The following is a 19,509-nucleotide window of genomic DNA, read 5'->3' as shown; positions in this document are numbered from 1 at the left end:
GCGTGGCGCGGCTTGCGGGCGGTAGTTAAACGAGACGCAAGTACGGGTTTTTGTTTTTAATTTAATAAGATAGGGGTATTTGGTGAAGGGGTGTTTTTTTATGTGGGTATTTTAGCGTGGCTGTGTAAATAATTAAGTGGGAGTAAAGGTGATATTGAATATGATATATTTGAAAGGATTTTTAATATTGCCGGATGTGGGTTGAATTAATAAAGAGTTGTGCTATTTAGATGAGCGTATAAGTTAAGGCAACCAGGTTATTTGGTAGAAATGTTATTAGGGTGGGGGAGGTCACATTATTTTCTTTTTGGGGAGTATATGTGGCGAAGGTAGGGGTTACGTTCACCTTACTTTCTCTGCTTTTCTGTAAACCACGTCACCAGTGAACGTGTTAAGGGGCTATCGCCGCCCCTTAACAATCCCGGCTCCCAGCAAGAAAATCGCCGCTTCGCGGTGCCTTCGGCTTATTCCCTTCGGCTATCGGGTCGGGCGTGATCCTACATCCATGTAGGTCACGCCCTCTCGGCGCATCCTTGCGCCTCGCCCCGGCCTGCGGTCAACGCCTCAGCGATTTTCAGCCGGACACGGTAGTCGCTGTAAGCTATTTATTTTATTTGACTTTTTCATTGCTGTTGTCGTTTTTGGGTTTTTGGTTTTGTAGGCCGGGTTAGGCGTAGCCGCCACCCGGCGGGGTTGAGTTAACCGGTGATAATATGATTCTGGTTCACCAGCTCCTCGTAGGTGGTCTGCACGTTATCCAGCGTCACCAGCGTGGCCGGGGCAAAGCTGGTACCTGCACCATCCCGGTCGAGCGTGATTGTCGTGCCGCCATCGCTGTTGCTGGTGACATGGAGATAATCACCCAGCGTGTTGCCATCGCCATTCCAGCCCACCAGCAGCTGGCTGATGTCGATTTTATCGCCCTGCGCCAGCGAGAAGTTGCTGACGTGTTCTCCGCCATTATCGCTGAGCACGTTGTAAATCAGCGTCTCGCCGGTGGTGCTGGCGCTCAGGGTGCTCACCATCGGCTCCTCGCTCTGGGCAAACGCCGCGGTTGCCACTGATGTCGTCGGTGGGTTCGGGGCCAGCGGGTCGACGTTAATCGTCCAGGTTTCAGAGATCAGGCTGTGATTGCCGCGGCGGTCAACCGCATCGGCGGTCAGGGAGTGGAGCCCATCGGTCAGACTGGCGGGCACCTGGAACGACCAGTTACCCGCTGAATCGACCTCCGTAAAGCCGATCTGCATCTGCTCGCTGTAGACATAAATTTTGGTGCCGATCTCACCGGTGCCGGAGATGAGCGGCGTGCGGTCGTCGCTTAACGATCCGCTCTCGATGGTGCCGATGGTATCCGGTACGTTATCCACCACGTTGGTGATGAGCGGTGTGGCCGGTGGGGTCGTGTCGTCGGCTTCAACCGTACTGGGGGCGCTGGTGTTGCCCGCCTTATCGGTGGCGGTAAGACTCATGATCTCCCCGTTCAGCTTGGCGGTGGGCAGCGTGAAGGAGAAGCTACCCGATTCGCCGACAGTCAGCTCGCCGAGTTTAGTGGTCCCTTCCATGATGACCACGGTGCTGCCCACTTCCGCCGTGCCGGTGAGCGCCAGACCATTGTCGGAGACATCCAGCTCTGCAGGTGGCGCCGGTGGCGTGGAGTCAAGGGCGGTGGCCTGCGCCGGCTGGCTCTGGTTTTGGGCGGCATCGAAGGCGTAGACCGTCAGCACTTCGCCGTTGAGCTGGTTCGGGGCGATATTGACGGTGAATTTGCCGTCGGCACCCACGGTGCCGGTACCTATCTCCTGGCCCGTGGCGTCGCGTACCGAGATGCGGGCATCCACTTCCGCTTCACCGCTCACGCTGTCACCCGTCGCGGCGACGGTGAGGGCTGTCGGTGCCGCTGGCGGGGTAATGTCCGGCACAGGCAGCGAAGAGGCCGGACCTTCGTTACCCGCCCGGTCAGTAGCCACGGCGCTCAGGGTTTCGCCATTGGTCTGCGGGGTGGTCAGGGTCAGCGAAAATGCCCCGTTGACGTCCGCGATGGCCTCACCCAGGCTGTCACCCACGTCGTTGGTGACCGTAACCGTCGAGTTGGGCTCGGCGCTACCGGTGACGATGGTGCCAGTGGCATTGATGGCGAGGCCACTCGGCGCGGCAGGCGGTGTGCGGTCGACGGTAAATTCAAACGGCGTGGAAGAGGGGCTCAGATTGCCCGCAACATCCGTCTCCGTCAGGGTAAAGGTCTGTAGCCCTTCCGTCAGCGGCTCGGCAAGCTGGTAGCTCCAGGAGCCGTTGTCCGGAACGATGATCTCCGCCACCAGCAGATCGTTGTGGTAGAGGGTAATGGTGCTGCCGGGATCGCCCGTGCCGCTCAGCACCGGCTGGTTGTCATCGGTAAACCCCCCGGAGGTGATGAACCCCTGGATGTTGCCCACCTCATCCATCACCTGCAGCACCGGCGCATTCGGAGCGACGGTATCAATGGTGAGATTAAATGCGGGAGAGTCCGGGCTGGTATTGCCTGCCGGGTCGGTAGCGCTGGCGGTGATCTGATGCAAGCCGTTAGCGAGATCGGCGGTTGGGGTAAACGTCCAGCTACCGTCGCTGTTCACTACCGTGCTGCCGATGTTCTTCCCGTTATCATACACCGTGATGGTCGAACCGGCCTCGCCGCTGCCGCTAAAGACCGGGCGCGGATCGTCGGTGGTCTGATCGCTGTTCAGCGCCCCGGTCAGGCTGCCGGCGTTGTCGTCAGCGATAATAATCATGGGCGCATCTGGCGGGGTGGTATCCGCAGCGGTAAGGCTGGTGGGCGGGCTGACGTTGCCGGAGCTGTCGGCGGCTGTGGCCGTCAGCGTTTCGCCGTTGGTGTAGGGCACCCCCAGCTCGACGGTAAACTCACCATTGCCGTTGGCTTTGGCTTTGCCCACCACGTTACCGCTGGCATCGGTGATGGTTACCATGCTGTTGGCTTCGGCGCTGCCGAGCAGCTGGGTGTTACCGTTGGCGAAATGCAGGTTAGTGGGCGCGTCGGGCGGCGTGGTATCCTGCGCTACCGGACCCGGATCGATGCGATCGTCACCGCCCCCACCGCCGCCGCCCCCACCGCCTGCTGCCAGCGCAATGCCCCCCGCTGCGGCCACGCCACCCAGCACCCACGGCCAGATAGGAGTATCACCCGATGAGCTGCTGACGTTACCGGCAATCAACGCGTCGGTTGACGGGATCGACTGGTAACGCTCAACCGCCAGCGGATCTTCAATCCACCACAGCGCGCCGTTTTCATTCAGTACCAGCTGATGATCGTTGACGTAGTAGTTCTTCAGCGTCACGGTTTCACCGTTGGTCATCCTGACCAGCAAATCGTTATTGCTGCGGGAATAACTGGCAATATCGCCCCTGCCTGCATCGAGCTTAACAACGGAATCCTCGCCCAGAATGATCTGGTTACCTTCTGCGACTGTTTGTTGATGCGTCAGTCTGGAGATAACAGTGAATTTACTCATTTGTATGACTCCCAACAGAGTGTAATGAATGCTGTGTGTAAAAATCGTTTTTCTTTCAGCAGATTTTAAGCGTCCCGAAGGAGACACTATTTGTCAGAAATAATGTCCTGCTGTAATAGTTTTTCTGCGACTTTGTTGTTTTTTGCGCAGGCGTGATGATTGCCATCCCTGTCATTTATATTGCTGGCTTTTTATAAGTGCATTAAAGGATATAGTCAGAAAGAACCAAAAGCGCAAATGACGAAGCGGTGAAATAAAGCATAGCCGATTGCTAAACTGCGCTGAAATCCAATTAACAAGTGAGTAATTGGCAGGTTCATTGCTTAACTTGCTGTTTTATTGCGGTTTTATTATGTTTTGTTGACTTGTGTTAGTGCAGGTAATGAATCGGAGAATGCGAGAGATCACAAATTCCAGTGCTCGATTAGCTTTTTTATTTATTAAATGTGAGGGCGCGGTAACACTCTGTTCATGCTATTTTCGCAACTGGGTAATAGAAGCGTTGCTGAATTTTTGAATAATACAAAGGCATGATTTTTTCTGTATCGGATAACGCCTTTCAGGAAATGCCCTACGACATTCGCACTATTTTTTACGTGTGTATTATTTTCAGTAAGGCAGTATAGAACAGGCGGGATTTTTTACCGGGGCAATTATTAATAAATATTATTGCACCAGGTCAAAAATTTACTGACGCCGCATCGCCTGGATCTCAATGGCGATGCGATCGTCCACCACCAGCGCAAAGCGATCCATCTTGTACGCGGAACGGGAGATGGCGGTGGTGGCATGCAGCGCGATCGCCTCGCCAGGCAGACGATCGAGCGTGGCTTCGAGGATCACCGGGCGGCTGAGATCCCGGACGGTGAGAGTGCCGAACGCGCGGTAATGATCGTCCTTAACCTTCACCACCCGGGTGCTGGTAAAGGTGATCGTGGGATAGCGGGCGGCGTCAAAAAACATATCGCTTTTCAACTGCCAGGTGAGCAGATTGTTGGAGGCCTGAAGCGTGGCGACCGGCACCGACACCCGGATGCGATCGTCAAATTCATTGTCCGGGTTCAGCGTGACCGTCCCCGTCACCCCCTGGAGATGCGCCCAGGAAGGTATGCCGCCGAAGGCGCGCCACGACAGCTTGATGGCGGTCTTCTGCGTGTCGATGGCATAGACGACGGGGGCGGCGTAAAGCGACGGACAAACGAGCGTGAAGACCAGCAGAAGAATGCGGCGCAGCATTGGGGGCTCTCCCTTTCACAGGTTGCAAGTTAACGCATCAGCGCGCAGGCTTGTTTGGTGTAAGAGGGGTGTTGCCCTGCGTGAGAATAAGCGTAGAAACAGGGAAGCGCATCAGCAAGGGTTAGCAGGATCCTTCCCCGCATCGCGGGTAAAAGAGCGAACCGGCTTGCCAGATACCCGGGGCAATCTGAATATCTTAACGGAGGGGTTATGTCGTTCCTTGAAGAACTGGATGCAAAAGTCAAAGCCCAGAGCGGGCTTATCGTCTCGTGTCAGCCGGTGCCGCACAGCCCGCTGGATAAGCCGGAGATTGTTGCGGCCATGGCGCTGGCGGCGGAGCAGGCGGGAGCCGTAGCGCTGCGCATTGAAGGTATTAAAAACCTGCGGGCGGTGCGTGCCGTGGTGAGCGTGCCGATAATTGGCATTGTGAAACGCGATCTGCCGGACTCTCCGGTACGCATTACGCCCTGGCTGGAGGATGTGGATGTTCTGGCAGAAGCAGGGGCCAGCATTATTGCTTTTGACGGTACGCAGCGCCCGCGCCCGGTACCGATTGACGCTCTGCTTGCCCGCATCCGTCACCATCAGCTGACGGCAATGGCAGACTGCTCCTCGCAGGAGGACGGGCTGTATTGCTACCAGCTTGGGGTTGAGCTGATCGGCACCACGCTGTCGGGCTACACCTCAGAGGTGACGCCCACTGCCCCGGATCTGGCGCTGGTATCGAGCCTGAGTCAGGCCGGGTGCCGGGTGGTGGCCGAGGGGCGTTACAATTCACCGGAACTGGCGGCGCAGGCCATTGAACATGGGGCATGGGCCGTGACGGTCGGTTCCGCCATCACCCGGCTGGAGCATATCTGTCAGTGGTATCGGGACGCATTACAGAGGGCGTCAGAATGAGCCCAAACGGCATTATCGCGCGCTGACTGATCTTCACATCACGCGTCATCTTCATGACTTGTCAGGCGTGCCCCGCGCGGACAGTATCCCATCTTCAAGCTGGGCCATTTTCATCTCCCGAGTACAAGTCTTATCGTCGCGAGGCTATTTTTCCCGCCACAGCTACGCTTTACCATCACATTATTGCGACACACACGATAAACGACGGAGAGATTATGAAAGCCATTGCCATTACCCGTTCTGCCCCTGACAACATCGCGTTCCTGCAGGATATCGAATTGCCGCAGCCGCAAGCGACAGGACACGATCTGCTGATTGAAGTGAAAGCCATCTCCGTAAACCCGGTAGATACCAAGGTCCGCGCCGGTTTTACCGGCGATACGCCGCGCGTTCTCGGCTGGGATGCTGTTGGCGTGGTGGCCGCGGTGGGCGAGGCGGTAACGCTTTTCGCGCCCGGGGATGAAGTCTGGTATGCCGGTGCGCTGGGACGGCCTGGCAGCAACAGCGAGTTTCAGCTGGTGGACGAGCGCATTGTCGCCCTGAAGCCAAAAACCCTGGATAACGCCTCCGCTGCCGCGATGCCATTAACGGCTATCACCGCATGGGAGATGCTGTTCGATCGCCTGGGCATTCAGGAGCAGGGTAATGAAGGCGACACGCTGCTGGTTGTCGGCGCGGCGGGCGGGGTGGGGTCCATCCTGGTGCAGTTGGCGCGCAAGCTGACGAAAATGACTGTGGTAGGTACGGCGTCACGCCCGGAAAGCCAGCAGTGGGTGCGGGAAGCGGGGGCGCATCACGTTATCGATCACAGCAAACCGCTGTTGGAAGAATTAGCCGCCGCGGGCATCAAAGAGGTCACTCATGTCGCCAGCCTGACCCATACCGCAGCGCACTATGATGAGATTATTAAGGCGCTAGCGCCGCAGGGCAAACTGGCGCTGATCGACGATCCCGATACGCTGGACGCCCGTCCGCTGAAGGCGAAGAGCATCTCCCTGCACTGGGAGTTTATGTTCACACGGTCCATGTTTGAAACCGCCGATATGATTGCCCAGCACCAGCTGCTGACCCGCGTGGCAAATCTCATTGACGAGCAGGTGCTTACCACGACGCTGGGTGAGCATTACGGGGCGATTACGGCGGCGAATGTGCAGAAGGCCCATGCGCAGCTCGAGACCGGGCGTGCGGTCGGGAAGATTGTACTGGAGGGGTTCTGAGATGGCCTCCTCTGACATCATCTCGCTTATAGCGGTTCTGAAAGCGAAGCCCGGCAAACGTGACGCGCTGAAGGCGGCCTTACAGGCGCTGCTGCTGCCGACCCGTCAGGAGCCGGGCAACGTTGAGTATCAGCTGTTTCAGCTGCGCGACACACCGGACTGTTTTTACGTCCGGGAAGCCTGGCGAGGCCAGGAGGCATTAGAGGCTCACATTGCGCTGCCCCATTTCCAGGCCTTTATCTTGCAGATGGATGAGTTGCTGGCGGAGCCGTTGCGGCTGGATTACCTGACGGCGGTAGAGCCTTAAGGGTTCCGTTAAGGGACGTAGGGAAGGTTGGAGTACTGAAATAGAGGGACGGTAGAAACAAAAAAGCCCGCATTGCGGGCTTTCAGGACTTTGTATCAGGCTCTGGTGACCGTTAACAAAGAATTTTGGTGGAGCTGGCGGGAGTTGAACCCGCGTCCGAAATTTCTACATCCTCGGTACTACATGCTTAGTCAGTCTTTACATTCGCTGGCCAGCTGCGGACGGACACGCCACTGACAAACTAGCCTGATTAGTTTTAACGCTTCAACCCCAGGCAGGGCCTCCACGCGATCTCTTTTGGGTTTGACCTCTCTTTGATCCCCGTCTTAAGAGCGGAAGCTAGGGAGAGAGGGCTCTTAGCAGGTTATTAAGCTGCTAAAGCGTAGTTTTCGTCGTTTGCGACTATTTTTTTGCGGCTTTTTACGAGGCAAACCGCCCCTCGGCATGCACCTTGGGTTTCGCAAATCCCGTCGAATCCAGAATCAGCCCCAATAGTGTTACAGCAAGTATACCAGAATTTGCAGACCGGTTGCCACCCCGGAACGCTAACTTATTGAATCGCTCAATAAGTATCCGGAAATTAACGGCCTGCGTGCTTCATGATGCGCGCTTTATCGACCTGCCACTCGCGATCTTTCACATCGTTACGCTTGTCGTGCTGCTTCTTACCTTTTGCTACGCCGATTTTCACTTTGCACCAGGCGTTCTTCCAGTACAGCGACAGGGCGAGCACGGTGTAACCTTCGCGGTTGATACGCCCGAAAAGCGAATCCAGCTCACGTTTGTTCAGCAGCAGCTTACGGGTGCGGGTCGGATCGCAGACGTAGTGAGAAGAGGCGACCGTCAGCGGCTGAAAGTTTGCGCCAAACAGAAAGGCTTCGCCATCTTTAAAGATCACGTAGCTGTCACCGATGTTGGCTTTACCCGCGCGCAGCGATTTAACTTCCCAGCCTTGCAGTGCAAGGCCAGCTTCGAATTCTTCTTCGATGAAATACTCGTGGCGGGCACGCTTGTTGAGCGCAATGGTTGCCGAGCCAGGTTTATGTGCTTTTTTCTTCGTCATAAGTGTCGTAAAGCCGTAGGTAATCTGATGTCAAAAAGTCACCTCATTGCGTCCTGTGAGGTCTAACGCGCTATATTAGCATGAGATAAGGCTCAGCGTTTTTTTAACAGGTGATAAATGTTATTATTTGTTGGTTGTTTGATCAGGAAAAATGTTATGCCTCAGATTAGTCGTACTGCGCTTGTCCCTTACAGTGTGGAACAGATGTACCAGTTAGTGAATGACGTACAGTCATATCCGCAGTTTATCCCGGGGTGCACCGGGAGCCGCGTGCTGGAGTCAGGCCCGACGCAAATGACGGCGGCAGTGGATGTCTCCAAGGCCGGGATCAGCAAAACGTTCACTACCCGTAACACGCTGACCAATAACCAGAGTATTCTGATGCATCTGGTGGACGGTCCTTTCAAAAAACTGATGGGTGGATGGAAGTTCGTTCCGCTGAGTGCCGATGCCTGCCGGATCGAATTCCATCTCGACTTCGAGTTTACCAACGCCCTGATTGAGCTGGCGTTTGGCCGCATCTTCAAAGAGCTGGCGGCCAATATGGTTCAGGCGTTCACCGTGCGCGCCAAAGAGGTCTACAGTGCAGCCTGAGATCGTGGTGGAAGTGGCTTACGCGCTGCCGGAAAAGCAGTATCTGCAGCGCGTTACGCTGGAAGAGGGGGCGACCGTTGAAGAGGCGATCCATGCTTCTGGCCTGCTGACCTTGCGAAGCGATATCGATCTGGCGAAAAACAAAGTCGGCATTTACAGCCGTCCGGTGAAGCTAACCGATACCCTGAAAGATGGCGATCGAGTCGAGATTTACCGTCCGCTGATTGCCGATCCAAAAGAGCTGCGTCGTCAGCGTGCGGAGAAAGCGGCTAAATAAGCGGGTTTCCAGCGGCGCTACGCTTACCGGGGCTACAGGCAGCGAGATAAAACAAAAAAGGTGCTCATTGAGCACCTTTTGCATTTCTGAAACCTTACTCGTCGGTGAGCGCTGGTTTGTTGTCGATATTGGTCAGAACGCCGCTGCTGTTGAAAGTCAGCGTCAGGGTCTGCTGCGACACGTTTTCGTGGCCCGGTTGCTGACGGAAGACGTAGAACCAGGTGTTGGTGCCGAATGGATCGGACATCATCGGTGTGCCCAGGGCATAAGCGACCTGCTGTTGCGTCATACCGACGCGAATTTTAGACACATCGTTAGGTGCGAGATAGTTCCCCTGGTTGATGTCAGGGCGGTAAACCACTTTTTCCAGCGTGGAGCAGCCTGCGGTCATCATCAGAAGAACCGCTGCGGCAGCGGTCAGCGTTTTACAGCGCATAGTGATTTGATTCCTTTTCGGGCCCGGGCAATACGCGACGGCTCATATGTAATATGCCGATGATAATAGACCTTTCACCACATTAAAACCTCTGGCGGCCGGTCTGTCGGCGTTTTTATTGTTCTGTATGACCCTGAGATACCGAAAAAGTTTACGCAGCCAGCAGTTCTTTCGCATTCGCCAGCGTATTGCGGGTGACTTCGCTGCCGCCCAGCAGACGCGCCAGCTCCTGCAGACGGGCGCGCTTGTCCAGCGGCTGCATGTGCGTTTCGGTCATCTCGCCATCGGTCTCTTTGCTGACAAAGAAGTGATGGTGGCCGCAACCGGCTACCTGCGGCAGGTGGGTCACACACATTACCTGGGTGGACTCGCCAAGCTGACGCAGCAGTTTACCGACTACCGCCGCGGTCGGGCCGCTGATACCAACGTCCACTTCATCGAAGATCAGCGCTGGGGTTTCCATTTTCTTCGCGGTGATCACCTGAATCGCCAGGGCAATACGCGACAGCTCACCGCCCGATGCGACCCGGGAGATAGGCTGCAGCGGTTGCCCCGGGTTGGTGGTGACCCGGAATTCAATGCGGTCTGCGCCTTCAGCCGTCAGGTGGTTGGCTTCGAACTTGACATCAATGGTGAAGACGCCGTGAGGCATCGACAGCAGATGCATGCTCTCGGTGATGTGCTGGCTCAGCTCCTGAGCATAGCGCTGACGCACGTTGTGCAGCTGCGTCGCTGTTTCCAGAGCCTGCTTATGATGGACGCTGACGGCCAGAGAGAGGGTCTCCAGCGAGTCGGCCTGATCGTCGAGCTGATTCTGCTCATCAAGCAGGGACTGGTGAAAATTGGGCAACTCTTCAGGTGAAACGTGGTGCTTGCGCGCAAGGGAGATCTGACGCGAAATACGCTGTTCCAGCTCGAACAGGCGGTTAGGATCCAGATCCAGTCGCTCGCAGTAGTGGCGCAGCTCGTCGCTGGCTTCGGAGATCTGAATCGCCGCCTCTTCCAGCATATCGAGCATGCCAGAGACTTTGCTGTCCATACCGGCCAGTTCGGTCACAAGCTGGCGTACGGCATACAGCTGGCTTTGCAGATTCACATCTTCGCCATCGGCCAGCAAATTCAGCGCCTGCTGGCTGGTGGAGAGCAGCTGGCCGCTGTTGGCCAGGCGCTTGTACTCTTCGTCAATCTGCTCAAACTCTCCCGCCTGCGGGCTGAATTCGTTTAACTCTTTCAGCTGATAAGCCAGCAGTTCGGCGCGGGCCGCGCGTTCCTGGCTCTGCTGTTGATTCAGCGCCAGTTCGCGGCAGCTTTGATGCCACTGACGATAGTGAGCAGCCATCAGCTGCATCAGCGCAGACTCACCGGCGTAGCCGTCGAGCAGCGATTTCTGCTGTTCTGGTTTGATAAGCTGCTGATGGGCATGCTGGCCGTGGATCTGGATTAACAGCTGGCCGAGCTCGCGCAGTTGGGAGAGTGGCACCGCGGTACCGTTAATAAAGCCACGGGAGCGGCCATCACTGTTGAGAACACGGCGAAGTAAGCACTCACGTCCGTCTTCAAGCTGGTTTTCTTCAAGCCAGCGCAGTGCGGCGGGAGTGTCCTTGAGGGAAAAACGGGCGCACAGATCGGCGCGGCTGGCACCGGCGCGTACCATGCTGCCATCAGCACGACCACCAAGGCAAAGCCCCAGCGCGTCAATCGCAATAGATTTTCCGGCCCCGGTCTCCCCGGTGATAGCCGTCATACCGCTGTTGAAATCAATTTCGAGCTCACGAACGATGGCGAAGTTGCTGATGGTCAGTTGTGCCAGCATAAACGTTTTCCTGTATGAAAAACCATAACTGTGTTTGTGTACAGTATAATCTGGTTTTTTATACAGTAAAGTGCTGGATGCTATTTCAGAACAATTTTTTCGACCAGCCGAGCTTGGAGCTTAATGTGTTGAAATAGCTGTAGTCTTTAGGGTGAATAAGATTCAGGTGATAATCGCAGCGGCGGATCAGCACATCTTCACCTTCCTGAATAGGCAGCGCGATTTGGCTGTCGCAGCTGATCTCCAGGTCGTTGCGGCGGTGGGAAAAGCGCAGACGAATGGTGCTGCTGCTGTTAATCACCAGCGGGCGGGCTGAAAGGGTATGCGGGAACATCGGCACCAGGGTGATGGCATCCAGCGAAGGCGTCAGGATCGGGCCGCCCGCCGAGAGCGAGTAGGCTGTCGAGCCGGTCGGCGTCGATATGATCAGCCCATCGGAGCGCTGCGAGAAGGCAAAGATTTCGTCGATATAGACTTCAAACTCAATCATATGGGCCACTTTGCCCGGGTGCAGCACCACTTCGTTGATAGCGGTACTGATCCGCTTCTGGCAATCCTGCTGGCAGACCTGCGCCTCCAGTAAAAAGCGTTTTTCTGTGATGTAGTGACCTTCCAGCACGTCGGCGAGCTGCTGCTGGGCATTATCCGGGTCGAGGTCGGTCAAAAAGCCCAGGTTGCCACGGTTGATGCCAATGACTTTAATATCGTAGCGGGCGAGGGTACGGGCGGCGCCCAGCATATTGCCGTCGCCACCGACCACCACGGCCAGGTCGGCCTGCTGTCCAATTTCCGCCAGCGTGCCGGTTTTAACGTTTTTTAACTGCAGCTCCTGAGCAATTTGCTGTTCTACAATCACGTCATAATTTTTGGCGCACAGCCAGCGATAGAGCATTTCATGTGTCGTCAACGCAGTAGGGTGACGTGGATGACCGACAATTCCAATACACTTGAAATGGTTGCTCATTTTCTGAAGGTCCTTGTGCGAATGAATGATGACAATGTGGCTTGTTCCCTTGAATCCCGGAAACTGATCCCCATAATAAGCGAAGTTAGCGAGTTGAATGCAGAAAAACGCGGAGAAATTCATGAGTAGTAAAGAACAGAAAACGCCTGAGGGGCAAGCCCCGGAAGAAATTATCACGGAGCAGCACGAAGAGGTTGAGGCTGTAGAGGCTGAGGCTGGTGCTGAGCAGGTGGATCCGCGCGATGAAAAAATTGCGAATCTGGAAGCGCAGTTAGCTGAAGCCCAGAACCGCGAGCGCGATGGCATCCTGCGTATCAAAGCAGAAATGGAAAACCTGCGTCGCCGTACCGAGCTGGACGTTGAAAAAGCGCATAAATTTGCGCTGGAAAAATTCGTCAACGAACTGCTACCGGTTATCGACAGCCTGGATCGCGCGCTGGAAGTAGCGGATAAAGCGAACCCGGATATGGCACCGATGGTTGAAGGGATTGAGCTGACGCTGAAATCCATGCTCGACGTAGTGAGGAAGTTCGGTGTGGAAGTGGTTGCCGATACCAACGTACCGATGGATCCGAACGTGCATCAGGCCATTGCGATGGTGGAATCTGAGGACGTGGCTGCCGGCAACGTGCTGATGGTGATGCAGAAAGGCTATACCCTGAACGGTCGTACCATTCGCGCGGCGATGGTCTCCGTGGCGAAAGCAAAGGCGTAATGCGCCTCCCGTAGTGCCGGGTGGCGGCGTCGCCTCACCCGGCCTACAACATCTTACTCCGCGACGCTCTCCCTCAGCGGTTTAACCGGCACGACCTTGACCTGCTTAATCATATTGTCCTGCACGTCCAGGATATCAATATCGTACTGACCAATCCGCACCCGCGTACCTGCAGCCGGGATCTCCTCCAGCGCTTCCAGAATCATACCGTTGATGGTTCGGGCTTCCTCTTCCGGCATCTGCCAGTTAAAGGCTTTATTGAGTTCACGGACGTTCGCGCTACCGTCAATCAGCACCGATCCGTCATTTTGCGGTGTGACCTCTTCGGCAAGGGTAGGGGACATGGAGGTGGTGAAGTCGCCAACAATCTCTTCCAGAATATCTTCTACCGTCACCAGGCCCTGAATGTCGCCATACTCATCGACCACCAGACCCACTTTCTTTTTATTGCGCTGGAATTTAATCAGCTGGGTGCTGAGGGGAGTCCCTTCCGGGATGTAGTAAATCTCATCTGCCGCGCGCAGCATCACCTCTTTGGTGAACTCTTTTTTCTCGGTCATCAGACGATATGCTTCACGCACGCGCAGCATGCTGATGGTGTCGTCCAGCGAATCACGGTATAGCACGATGCGGCCGTGCGGGGAGTGGGTCAGCTGACGGACAATCGCTTTCCAGTCGTCGTTAATGTCGATACCGACGATCTCATTGCGCGGCACCATGATGTCGTCCACGCTCACCTTCTCCAGATCCAGCACTGACAGCAGCATATCCTGATTACGGCGGGAGATTTGCGAGCGTGACTCATGCACGATGGTGCGCAGTTCTTCCTTGCTCAGCGCGCTGCTAACCACCACATCCGCTTTGATACCAATCAGGCGCATCAGGATCCGGGTCACACCATTTAACAGCCAGACCAGCGGCATCATCAGAACGAGCATAGGCGACAGCAGGAAGCTGCTGGGATAGGCGACCTTCTCGGGATAGAGGGCTGCGATGGTCTTCGGTAACACTTCAGCAAAGACCAGCACCACAAAGGTCAGCACCCCGGTGGCGATAGCGACCCCGGCGTTGCCGTAGAGACGCATGCCGACAATGGTGCCCAGCGCGGAGGCGAGAATGTTGACCAGGTTATTGCCGATAAGCACCAGGCTTATCAGGCGATCTGGCTTACGCAGCAGTTTTTCTACACGTCGAGCGGCACGGTTACCCTGTTTGGCGCGATGACGTAACCGGTAACGGTTGAGCGTCATCATGCCGGTCTCCGAGCCGGAGAAATAGGCGGAGATAACCACCATGACGATCAGGGTAACGATCAGCGTGGTAGTGGAGATGTGTTCCAGGGGGAACTCCTTTGTTACTTAGCTGGCAAATTGCTGGATGACGCGGCTACCAAAATAGGCAAGGGTCAGGAGGCCTGCACCCGCCACGTTGAACCAGACCACGCGGCGACCGCGCCAGCCTTCATGATAATGGCCCCATAACAGGACAATATAGACAAACCACGCGATGATGGAGAGCACGGCCTTGTCGATATTCTCCATGCTGAAGAGATTGTGCATATAAAACAGGCCAGTGCTCAGCGTGAGCGTCAGCAATACTACGCCAACCTGGGTGATGTGGAACATCTTACGCTCAATGGTCATCAGCGGCGGCATCTCGTTGCTGAAGACCAGCTTTTTATTTTTGAGCTGGTAGTCAATCCAGGCCAGCTGCAGCGCGTACAGCGCGGCAATAATCAGCGTGGCATAAGAGAACAGCGACAGGCCAATATGCACCATCATGCCCGGGGTGGTCTCAAGGTGAGTAATAAACTCGTTTGGCATGAAGGTGGCAAAGGCCAGATTGATCAGCGCAAAGGCGTAGACAATGGGCAGCAGCAGCCAGCCGCGGTTTTTCGACGCCACGATAGTCATCACCGTACAGATCATCAGGCTGACCAGCGAGCCGACGTTAAGCAGGCTCAGGTTCTGCCCGCTACCGTCGCCCGGCAAAATGCGCGCTTCGAGCGCAAAAGCGTGGCTTATCAACGCGATGACCGCCGACAAAATAGCCATTCGCCGCCAGCCGCTGTTTTTTTGTAACAGGCCAGGAATGATCAGCGCAAGGCTGACAGAGTACGCGACGAGGGCGATCAAAGCGAAAACAGGCATATAGGTGTCGACAGTTGTCCTGATAAGAAAGAGATGCAGTATAACGTTACGTGAGGCGTGCTCCAACCGTTGCATAACAACAAAGGCGCCTTCATGTTATACTACGGCAAAATTCTGTGTACGTGTCGCGCCAGCGACCTAACGTTTCTACCCCAGGCGAGAGACAATGTTTGATAATTTAACCGATCGTTTGTCGCGCACGCTGCGCAACATCAGCGGCCGTGGACGCCTTACCGAAGACAATATTAAAGAGACGCTGCGCGAAGTGCGTATGGCGCTGCTCGAAGCAGACGTCGCGCTGCCTGTCGTCCGTGATTTCATCAACCGTGTAAAAGAAAAAGCGGTTGGTCATGAAGTGAATAAGAGCCTGACCCCGGGTCAGGAGTTCGTCAAAATCGTGCGTAACGAACTGGTTGCGGCGATGGGCGAAGAGAACCAGAGCCTGAACCTGGCAGCGCAACCCCCCGCAGTGGTGCTGATGGCAGGTCTGCAGGGTGCGGGTAAAACCACCAGCGTTGGTAAGCTGGGTAAGTTCCTGCGCGAGAAGCACAAGAAGAAAGTGCTGGTCGTCTCTGCCGACGTTTATCGCCCGGCGGCGATCAAACAGCTGGAAACCCTGGCCGAACAGGTTGGCGTGGAGTTCTTCCCGTCCGATGTCGGACAGAAACCGATCGATATCGTGAACGCGGCGCTGAAAGAGGCGAAGCTGAAGTTCTTTGACGTGCTGCTGGTGGATACCGCCGGTCGTCTGCACGTTGACGAAGCGATGATGGACGAGATTAAACAGGTGCATGCCGCGATCAATCCGGTAGAAACCCTGTTTGTCGTCGATGCCATGACCGGTCAGGATGCGGCCAATACCGCAAAAGCCTTTAACGAAGCGCTGCCGTTAACCGGCGTGGTGCTGACCAAAGTGGACGGCGACGCCCGCGGCGGTGCGGCGCTCTCTATTCGTCATATCACCGGCAAGCCAATTAAATTCCTCGGCGTCGGCGAAAAGACCGAAGCGCTGGAGCCGTTCCACCCGGACCGTATTGCCTCCCGTATCCTCGGCATGGGCGACGTGCTGTCGCTGATCGAAGATATTGAGAGCAAGGTTGACCGTGCCCAGGCCGAGAAACTGGCCTCCAAGCTGAAAAAAGGCGACGGCTTCGATCTGACCGACTTCCTGGAGCAGCTGCGTCAGATGAAAAACATGGGCGGTATGGCGAGCCTGATGGGCAAGCTGCCGGGCATGGGACAAATTCCGGATAACGTAAAAGCGCAGATGGACGACAAGGTCCTGGTGCGTATGGAGGCGATTATCAACTCCATGACGCTGAAAGAGCGCGCGAAGCCGGAAATCATCAAAGGCTCCCGTAAACGCCGTATCGCGGCGGGTTGTGGGATGCAGGTTCAGGACGTTAACCGTCTTCTGAAGCAGTTCGACGACATGCAGCGCATGATGAAGAAGATGAAGAAGGGCGGTATGGCCAAGATGATGCGCGGGATGAAGGGCATGATGCCCCCAGGATTCCCTGGCCGCTAAAAGGCCTGGCTTGTTTGCCATTTCGGCACCGGGGTGTGCTCGCCATCCTTACGTACTATGTGTACGCTCCGGTGGCTGCGCGCACGCCGGCACCGAACTGACTGCACCGCCGACGACCTTTTACGGCGGATTAGCAACTGTTGATTGCATTTTCCCCAGAAATCAGTAAAATTTTCGGGCTTTTAATATGACACCGGGCTCCTTCCCTCGATGGGGCCCGGTGTTTTATTCACACAAGAGGATGTTATGGTAACTATTCGTTTAGCACGTCACGGCGCGAAAAAGCGTCCGTTCTACCAGGTTGTTGTCACCGACAGCCGTAATGCACGCAACGGTCGCTTCATCGAGCGCGTTGGTTTCTTCAACCCACTGGCCGCTGGCGCAGAAGAAGAAACCCGTCTGGATCTGGATCGTATCGCTCACTGGGTTGGCCAGGGCGCTACTGTTTCCGATCGCGTTGCTACGCTGATCAAAGCAGCAAACAAAGCAGCTTAATCTGTCACGGTGGTCATGATGAGCAAAAAAGCACCTGTTGAACCGATTGTATTGGGCAAAATGGGTTCTTGCTACGGTATCCGTGGTTGGCTCAGAGTGTTTTCCTCCACCGAAGACGCCGAAAGCATTTTTGACTATCAGCCCTGGTTTATCCAGAAGGCCGGTAAGTGGGAAGAGGTCGAGCTGGAAAGCTGGCGTCACCACAATCAGGACATCATCATCAAGCTGAAAGGCGTTGACGATCGTGATGCCGCGAATGCGCTGACTAATTGTGAAATTGTCGTCGATTCGTCGCAGTTGCCACAGCTGGAAGAGGGTGACTACTACTGGAAAGACCTTATGGGTTGCCAGGTAGTCACGACTGAAGGTTACGGTCTGGGGAAAGTCATCGATATGATGGAAACCGGATCCAATGACGTTCTCGTCATTAAGGCAAACCTGAAAGATGCGTTTGGTATCAAGGAGCGGCTGGTTCCGTTCCTCGATGGGCAGGTTATCAAGAAAGTCGATCTCGCTACTCGTACTATCGAAGTAGATTGGGATCCTGGTTTTTAAATTCTCCTGAAAACGGTAAAAGACGGCGCTATGTGGATTGGCATTATTAGCCTGTTTCCTGAAATGTTCCGCGCGATTACTGATTACGGGGTAACTGGCCGGGCAGTAAAAAATGGCCTGCTGAGCATCGAGAGCTGGAGTCCACGTGACTTCACGCATGACCGGCACCGTACCGTGGACGATCGTCCTTACGGCGGCGGACCGGGGATGCTCATGATGGTTCAACCCTTGCGGGATGCCATCGCAGCAGCAAAAGCCGCGGCAGGTGAAGGCGCAAAGGTGATTTATCTGTCACCTCAGGGACGCAAGCTTGATCAAGCGGGCGTCAGCGAACTGGCAACGAATCAGAAACTGATTCTGGTGTGTGGTCGCTACGAAGGGATAGATGAGCGCGTAATTCAAACCGAGATTGACGAAGAATGGTCTATCGGCGATTACGTTCTCAGCGGTGGTGAGTTACCGGCAATGACGCTGATTGACTCGGTTTCCCGGTTTATTCCGGGGGTTCTGGGCCATGAAGCTTCAGCAACAGAAGACTCTTTTGCTGATGGATTGCTGGACTGTCCACACTATACCCGTCCTGAAGTGTTAGAAGGGATGGAGGTACCGCCAGTATTACTGTCGGGAAACCATGCCGAGATTCGTCGCTGGCGCCTGAAGCAGTCGCTGGGCCGTACCTGGCTTAGAAGACCTGAACTTCTGGAAAACCTGGCTCTGACTGAAGAGCAAGCAAAGTTGCTGGGCGAGTTCAAAACTGAACATGCGCACCAGCAGCAGAAACATGATGGGATGGCCTGAGGCCCCCAAATATCAGTTTACCCAGGATAAGAGATTAAATTATGAGCAACATTATTAAGCAACTTGAACAAGAGCAGATGAAGCAGGACGTACCTTCCTTCCGTCCGGGTGATACCGTGGAAGTGAAAGTATGGGTTGTTGAAGGTTCCAAAAAACGTCTGCAGGCATTTGAGGGCGTGGTTATCGCTATCCGTAACCGCGGTCTGCACTCTGCATTCACTGTTCGTAAAATTTCCAACGGCGAAGGCGTTGAGCGTGTCTTCCAGACTCACTCTCCGGTAGTTGACAGCATTGCTGTTAAACGTCGTGGTGCTGTACGTAAAGCTAAACTGTACTACCTGCGTGAGCGTACTGGTAAGTCTGCTCGTATTAAAGAGCGTCTGAACTAAGATTCGCTTAAGCGACATCCTGTAAAAAGGGCTGGCCGAATGGCCGGCCCTTTTTTTATCTCTCTGTGCCCTGCGCATTAACTTCTTCGACATAAATCGTTTACAATGCCCCTGCTCTAACGGAGGGTAAGTGACGACTCAACAGCATCAGACAAAATGGCAACGTATCGCGGCAGGTCTCGCGTTATTTGCGATCCTGATGATCGTCTTTGCGCCGCTGGTTTCTGTCTCGTTGCAAAAAGATCCTATGAGCGCGATGCCCGGCATGCACCATGACATGAGCATGATGGCGGAGCACCATGCCCCGCCTGAAAGCATGCCTGTCGACCATGCCGAAGCCTGCGGTTACTGCGTGCTGCTGGCTCACGTGCCGGGTGTGATTCTGGCGCTGGTGATGCTGCTGTGCGCGGTATTACTCAGGCAGCGCCTGACGCCGCCGCGCCCCTCTGTTCGCCACTGGCACTTCTTCCCCTGGCTCTGCCCCGATACCCGCGCACCGCCGCACCTGTCTGCTTATTCCATGTAAAAAAACGTACACCCCGGTGTACCGATAATCTATTGCCTGAAAA

At 55.3% G+C, this 19,509-nt stretch carries 20 protein-coding genes and 1 other RNA gene; 12 read left to right on the top strand and 9 right to left on the bottom strand.

Going from position 1 to position 19,509, the window contains the following annotated elements; genetic code table 11:
• Positions 1 to 698: 698 nt before the first annotated feature.
• Positions 699 to 3,503 carry an Ig-like domain-containing protein gene (locus FHC51_RS22275; protein WP_220436620.1) on the bottom strand — a complete coding sequence of 935 codons (2,805 nt, stop codon included), beginning with the start codon at positions 3,501 to 3,503 and terminating at the stop codon, positions 699 to 701.
• 687 nt (positions 3,504 to 4,190) lie between these two features.
• Positions 4,191 to 4,739, bottom strand: coding sequence for a YceI family protein (locus FHC51_RS22270; RefSeq protein ID WP_220436619.1), 549 nt, complete (start codon positions 4,737 to 4,739; stop codon positions 4,191 to 4,193).
• 210 nt (positions 4,740 to 4,949) lie between these two features.
• Here FHC51_RS22270 and FHC51_RS22265 point away from each other — a divergent pair, with 210 nt between their 5' ends.
• From FHC51_RS22265 to FHC51_RS22255, 3 genes are all read left to right on the top strand, one after another.
• Positions 4,950 to 5,639 (top strand): N-acetylmannosamine-6-phosphate 2-epimerase, encoded by a 690-nt coding sequence (locus tag FHC51_RS22265; protein ID WP_114316980.1) that lies wholly within the window; start codon positions 4,950 to 4,952, stop codon positions 5,637 to 5,639.
• 215 nt (positions 5,640 to 5,854) lie between these two features.
• Positions 5,855 to 6,856 (top strand): zinc-binding alcohol dehydrogenase family protein, encoded by a 1,002-nt coding sequence (locus FHC51_RS22260; protein WP_220436618.1) that lies wholly within the window; start codon positions 5,855 to 5,857, stop codon positions 6,854 to 6,856.
• Between the two features lie 16 nt (positions 6,857 to 6,872).
• The gene (locus FHC51_RS22255) at positions 6,873 to 7,163 is read left to right on the top strand and encodes a putative quinol monooxygenase (protein WP_220436746.1); all 291 of its coding nucleotides are present in this window, start codon (positions 6,873 to 6,875) and stop codon (positions 7,161 to 7,163) included.
• 126 nt (positions 7,164 to 7,289) lie between these two features.
• Here FHC51_RS22255 and ssrA read toward each other — a convergent pair.
• Both ssrA and smpB read right to left on the bottom strand, forming a co-directional pair.
• Positions 7,290 to 7,653, bottom strand: a transfer-messenger RNA (tmRNA) gene (gene ssrA, locus FHC51_RS22250).
• Between the two features lie 90 nt (positions 7,654 to 7,743).
• Positions 7,744 to 8,226: an SsrA-binding protein SmpB gene (gene smpB, locus FHC51_RS22245; protein ID WP_103180795.1), complete on the bottom strand. Its 483-nt coding sequence runs from the start codon at positions 8,224 to 8,226 to the stop codon at positions 7,744 to 7,746.
• Positions 8,227 to 8,382: 156 nt separating this feature from the next.
• On the opposite strand from smpB, the gene FHC51_RS22240 reads away from it, so the two are divergent.
• Together FHC51_RS22240 and FHC51_RS22235 are read left to right on the top strand one after the other, a co-directional pair.
• On the top strand, positions 8,383 to 8,820 hold the full coding sequence (locus FHC51_RS22240; RefSeq protein ID WP_197080107.1) for a type II toxin-antitoxin system RatA family toxin: 438 nt from the start codon (positions 8,383 to 8,385) through the stop codon (positions 8,818 to 8,820).
• Positions 8,810 to 9,097: an RnfH family protein gene (locus FHC51_RS22235; RefSeq protein ID WP_168194457.1), complete on the top strand. Its 288-nt coding sequence runs from the start codon at positions 8,810 to 8,812 to the stop codon at positions 9,095 to 9,097. Before FHC51_RS22240 ends, FHC51_RS22235 begins: the two co-directional genes overlap by 11 nt.
• 94 nt (positions 9,098 to 9,191) lie before the next feature.
• Here FHC51_RS22235 and bamE read toward each other — a convergent pair whose 3' ends face one another.
• From bamE to nadK, 3 genes are all read right to left on the bottom strand, one after another.
• Positions 9,192 to 9,533, bottom strand: coding sequence for an outer membrane protein assembly factor BamE (gene bamE / locus FHC51_RS22230; protein WP_114317035.1), 342 nt, complete (start codon positions 9,531 to 9,533; stop codon positions 9,192 to 9,194).
• A gap of 151 nt (positions 9,534 to 9,684) precedes the next feature.
• On the bottom strand, positions 9,685 to 11,346 hold the full coding sequence (gene recN, locus FHC51_RS22225; protein ID WP_220436617.1) for a DNA repair protein RecN: 1,662 nt from the start codon (positions 11,344 to 11,346) through the stop codon (positions 9,685 to 9,687).
• An 85-nt stretch (positions 11,347 to 11,431) separates the two neighbouring features.
• Positions 11,432 to 12,310 (bottom strand): NAD(+) kinase, encoded by an 879-nt coding sequence (gene nadK, locus FHC51_RS22220; protein ID WP_103180790.1) that lies wholly within the window; start codon positions 12,308 to 12,310, stop codon positions 11,432 to 11,434.
• A gap of 121 nt (positions 12,311 to 12,431) precedes the next feature.
• Here nadK and grpE point away from each other — a divergent pair, with 121 nt between their 5' ends.
• A complete protein-coding gene (gene grpE, locus FHC51_RS22215) occupies positions 12,432 to 13,025 on the top strand; it encodes a nucleotide exchange factor GrpE (RefSeq protein ID WP_139156362.1) in 594 nt (197 codons plus the stop codon).
• A gap of 53 nt (positions 13,026 to 13,078) precedes the next feature.
• On the opposite strand, the gene FHC51_RS22210 is transcribed toward grpE, so the two are convergent.
• Together FHC51_RS22210 and FHC51_RS22205 are read right to left on the bottom strand one after the other, a co-directional pair.
• Positions 13,079 to 14,365, bottom strand: a complete 1,287-nt coding sequence (locus tag FHC51_RS22210) for an HlyC/CorC family transporter (RefSeq protein WP_114385930.1) — start codon at positions 14,363 to 14,365, stop codon at positions 13,079 to 13,081.
• An 18-nt stretch (positions 14,366 to 14,383) separates the two neighbouring features.
• The gene (locus FHC51_RS22205) at positions 14,384 to 15,175 is read right to left on the bottom strand and encodes an inner membrane protein YpjD (RefSeq protein ID WP_103822531.1); all 792 of its coding nucleotides are present in this window, start codon (positions 15,173 to 15,175) and stop codon (positions 14,384 to 14,386) included.
• A 166-nt stretch (positions 15,176 to 15,341) separates the two neighbouring features.
• On the opposite strand from FHC51_RS22205, the gene ffh reads away from it, so the two are divergent.
• The 6 genes from ffh to FHC51_RS22175 all read left to right on the top strand — a co-directional run bounded on the left by ffh (position 15,342) and on the right by FHC51_RS22175 (position 19,466).
• Positions 15,342 to 16,703, top strand: a complete 1,362-nt coding sequence (ffh, locus tag FHC51_RS22200; protein WP_103180786.1) for a signal recognition particle protein — start codon at positions 15,342 to 15,344, stop codon at positions 16,701 to 16,703.
• 246 nt (positions 16,704 to 16,949) lie between these two features.
• On the top strand, positions 16,950 to 17,198 hold the full coding sequence (gene rpsP, locus FHC51_RS22195) for a 30S ribosomal protein S16 (RefSeq protein ID WP_003863133.1): 249 nt from the start codon (positions 16,950 to 16,952) through the stop codon (positions 17,196 to 17,198).
• 15 nt (positions 17,199 to 17,213) lie between these two features.
• Positions 17,214 to 17,753, top strand: coding sequence for a ribosome maturation factor RimM (rimM, locus tag FHC51_RS22190; protein ID WP_301564410.1), 540 nt, complete (start codon positions 17,214 to 17,216; stop codon positions 17,751 to 17,753).
• A gap of 30 nt (positions 17,754 to 17,783) precedes the next feature.
• Positions 17,784 to 18,551, top strand: a complete 768-nt coding sequence (gene trmD / locus FHC51_RS22185) for a tRNA (guanosine(37)-N1)-methyltransferase TrmD (protein WP_103822530.1) — start codon at positions 17,784 to 17,786, stop codon at positions 18,549 to 18,551.
• 41 nt (positions 18,552 to 18,592) lie between these two features.
• Complete coding sequence (gene rplS / locus FHC51_RS22180) at positions 18,593 to 18,940, top strand: 50S ribosomal protein L19 (protein WP_002914145.1); 348 nt, start codon at positions 18,593 to 18,595, stop codon at positions 18,938 to 18,940.
• Positions 18,941 to 19,070: 130 nt separating this feature from the next.
• On the top strand, positions 19,071 to 19,466 hold the full coding sequence (locus tag FHC51_RS22175; RefSeq protein ID WP_255410157.1) for a DUF2946 domain-containing protein: 396 nt from the start codon (positions 19,071 to 19,073) through the stop codon (positions 19,464 to 19,466).
• Positions 19,467 to 19,509: the final 43 nt, after the last annotated feature.

This window comes from Leclercia sp. EC_58 (genome assembly GCF_019584355.1).
Classification (GTDB): domain Bacteria; phylum Pseudomonadota; class Gammaproteobacteria; order Enterobacterales; family Enterobacteriaceae; genus Enterobacter.
This window is presented reverse-complemented; position numbering and strand designations above follow the sequence as displayed.

Coding starts and splice junctions, on each gene's coding strand:
- FHC51_RS22275 (WP_220436620.1), bottom strand. CDS start 3,503: ATGAGTAAATTCACTGTTATCTCCAGACTGACGCATCAACAAACAGTC.
- FHC51_RS22270 (WP_220436619.1), bottom strand. CDS start 4,739: ATGCTGCGCCGCATTCTTCTGCTGGTCTTCACGCTCGTTTGTCCGTCG.
- FHC51_RS22265 (WP_114316980.1), top strand. CDS start 4,950: ATGTCGTTCCTTGAAGAACTGGATGCAAAAGTCAAAGCCCAGAGCGGG.
- FHC51_RS22260 (WP_220436618.1), top strand. CDS start 5,855: ATGAAAGCCATTGCCATTACCCGTTCTGCCCCTGACAACATCGCGTTC.
- smpB (WP_103180795.1), bottom strand. CDS start 8,226: ATGACGAAGAAAAAAGCACATAAACCTGGCTCGGCAACCATTGCGCTC.
- FHC51_RS22240 (WP_197080107.1), top strand. CDS start 8,383: ATGCCTCAGATTAGTCGTACTGCGCTTGTCCCTTACAGTGTGGAACAG.
- bamE (WP_114317035.1), bottom strand. CDS start 9,533: ATGCGCTGTAAAACGCTGACCGCTGCCGCAGCGGTTCTTCTGATGATG.
- recN (WP_220436617.1), bottom strand. CDS start 11,346: ATGCTGGCACAACTGACCATCAGCAACTTCGCCATCGTTCGTGAGCTC.
- nadK (WP_103180790.1), bottom strand. CDS start 12,310: ATGAGCAACCATTTCAAGTGTATTGGAATTGTCGGTCATCCACGTCAC.
- grpE (WP_139156362.1), top strand. CDS start 12,432: ATGAGTAGTAAAGAACAGAAAACGCCTGAGGGGCAAGCCCCGGAAGAA.
- FHC51_RS22205 (WP_103822531.1), bottom strand. CDS start 15,175: ATGCCTGTTTTCGCTTTGATCGCCCTCGTCGCGTACTCTGTCAGCCTT.
- ffh (WP_103180786.1), top strand. CDS start 15,342: ATGTTTGATAATTTAACCGATCGTTTGTCGCGCACGCTGCGCAACATC.
- rpsP (WP_003863133.1), top strand. CDS start 16,950: ATGGTAACTATTCGTTTAGCACGTCACGGCGCGAAAAAGCGTCCGTTC.
- rimM (WP_301564410.1), top strand. CDS start 17,214: ATGATGAGCAAAAAAGCACCTGTTGAACCGATTGTATTGGGCAAAATG.
- trmD (WP_103822530.1), top strand. CDS start 17,784: ATGTGGATTGGCATTATTAGCCTGTTTCCTGAAATGTTCCGCGCGATT.
- rplS (WP_002914145.1), top strand. CDS start 18,593: ATGAGCAACATTATTAAGCAACTTGAACAAGAGCAGATGAAGCAGGAC.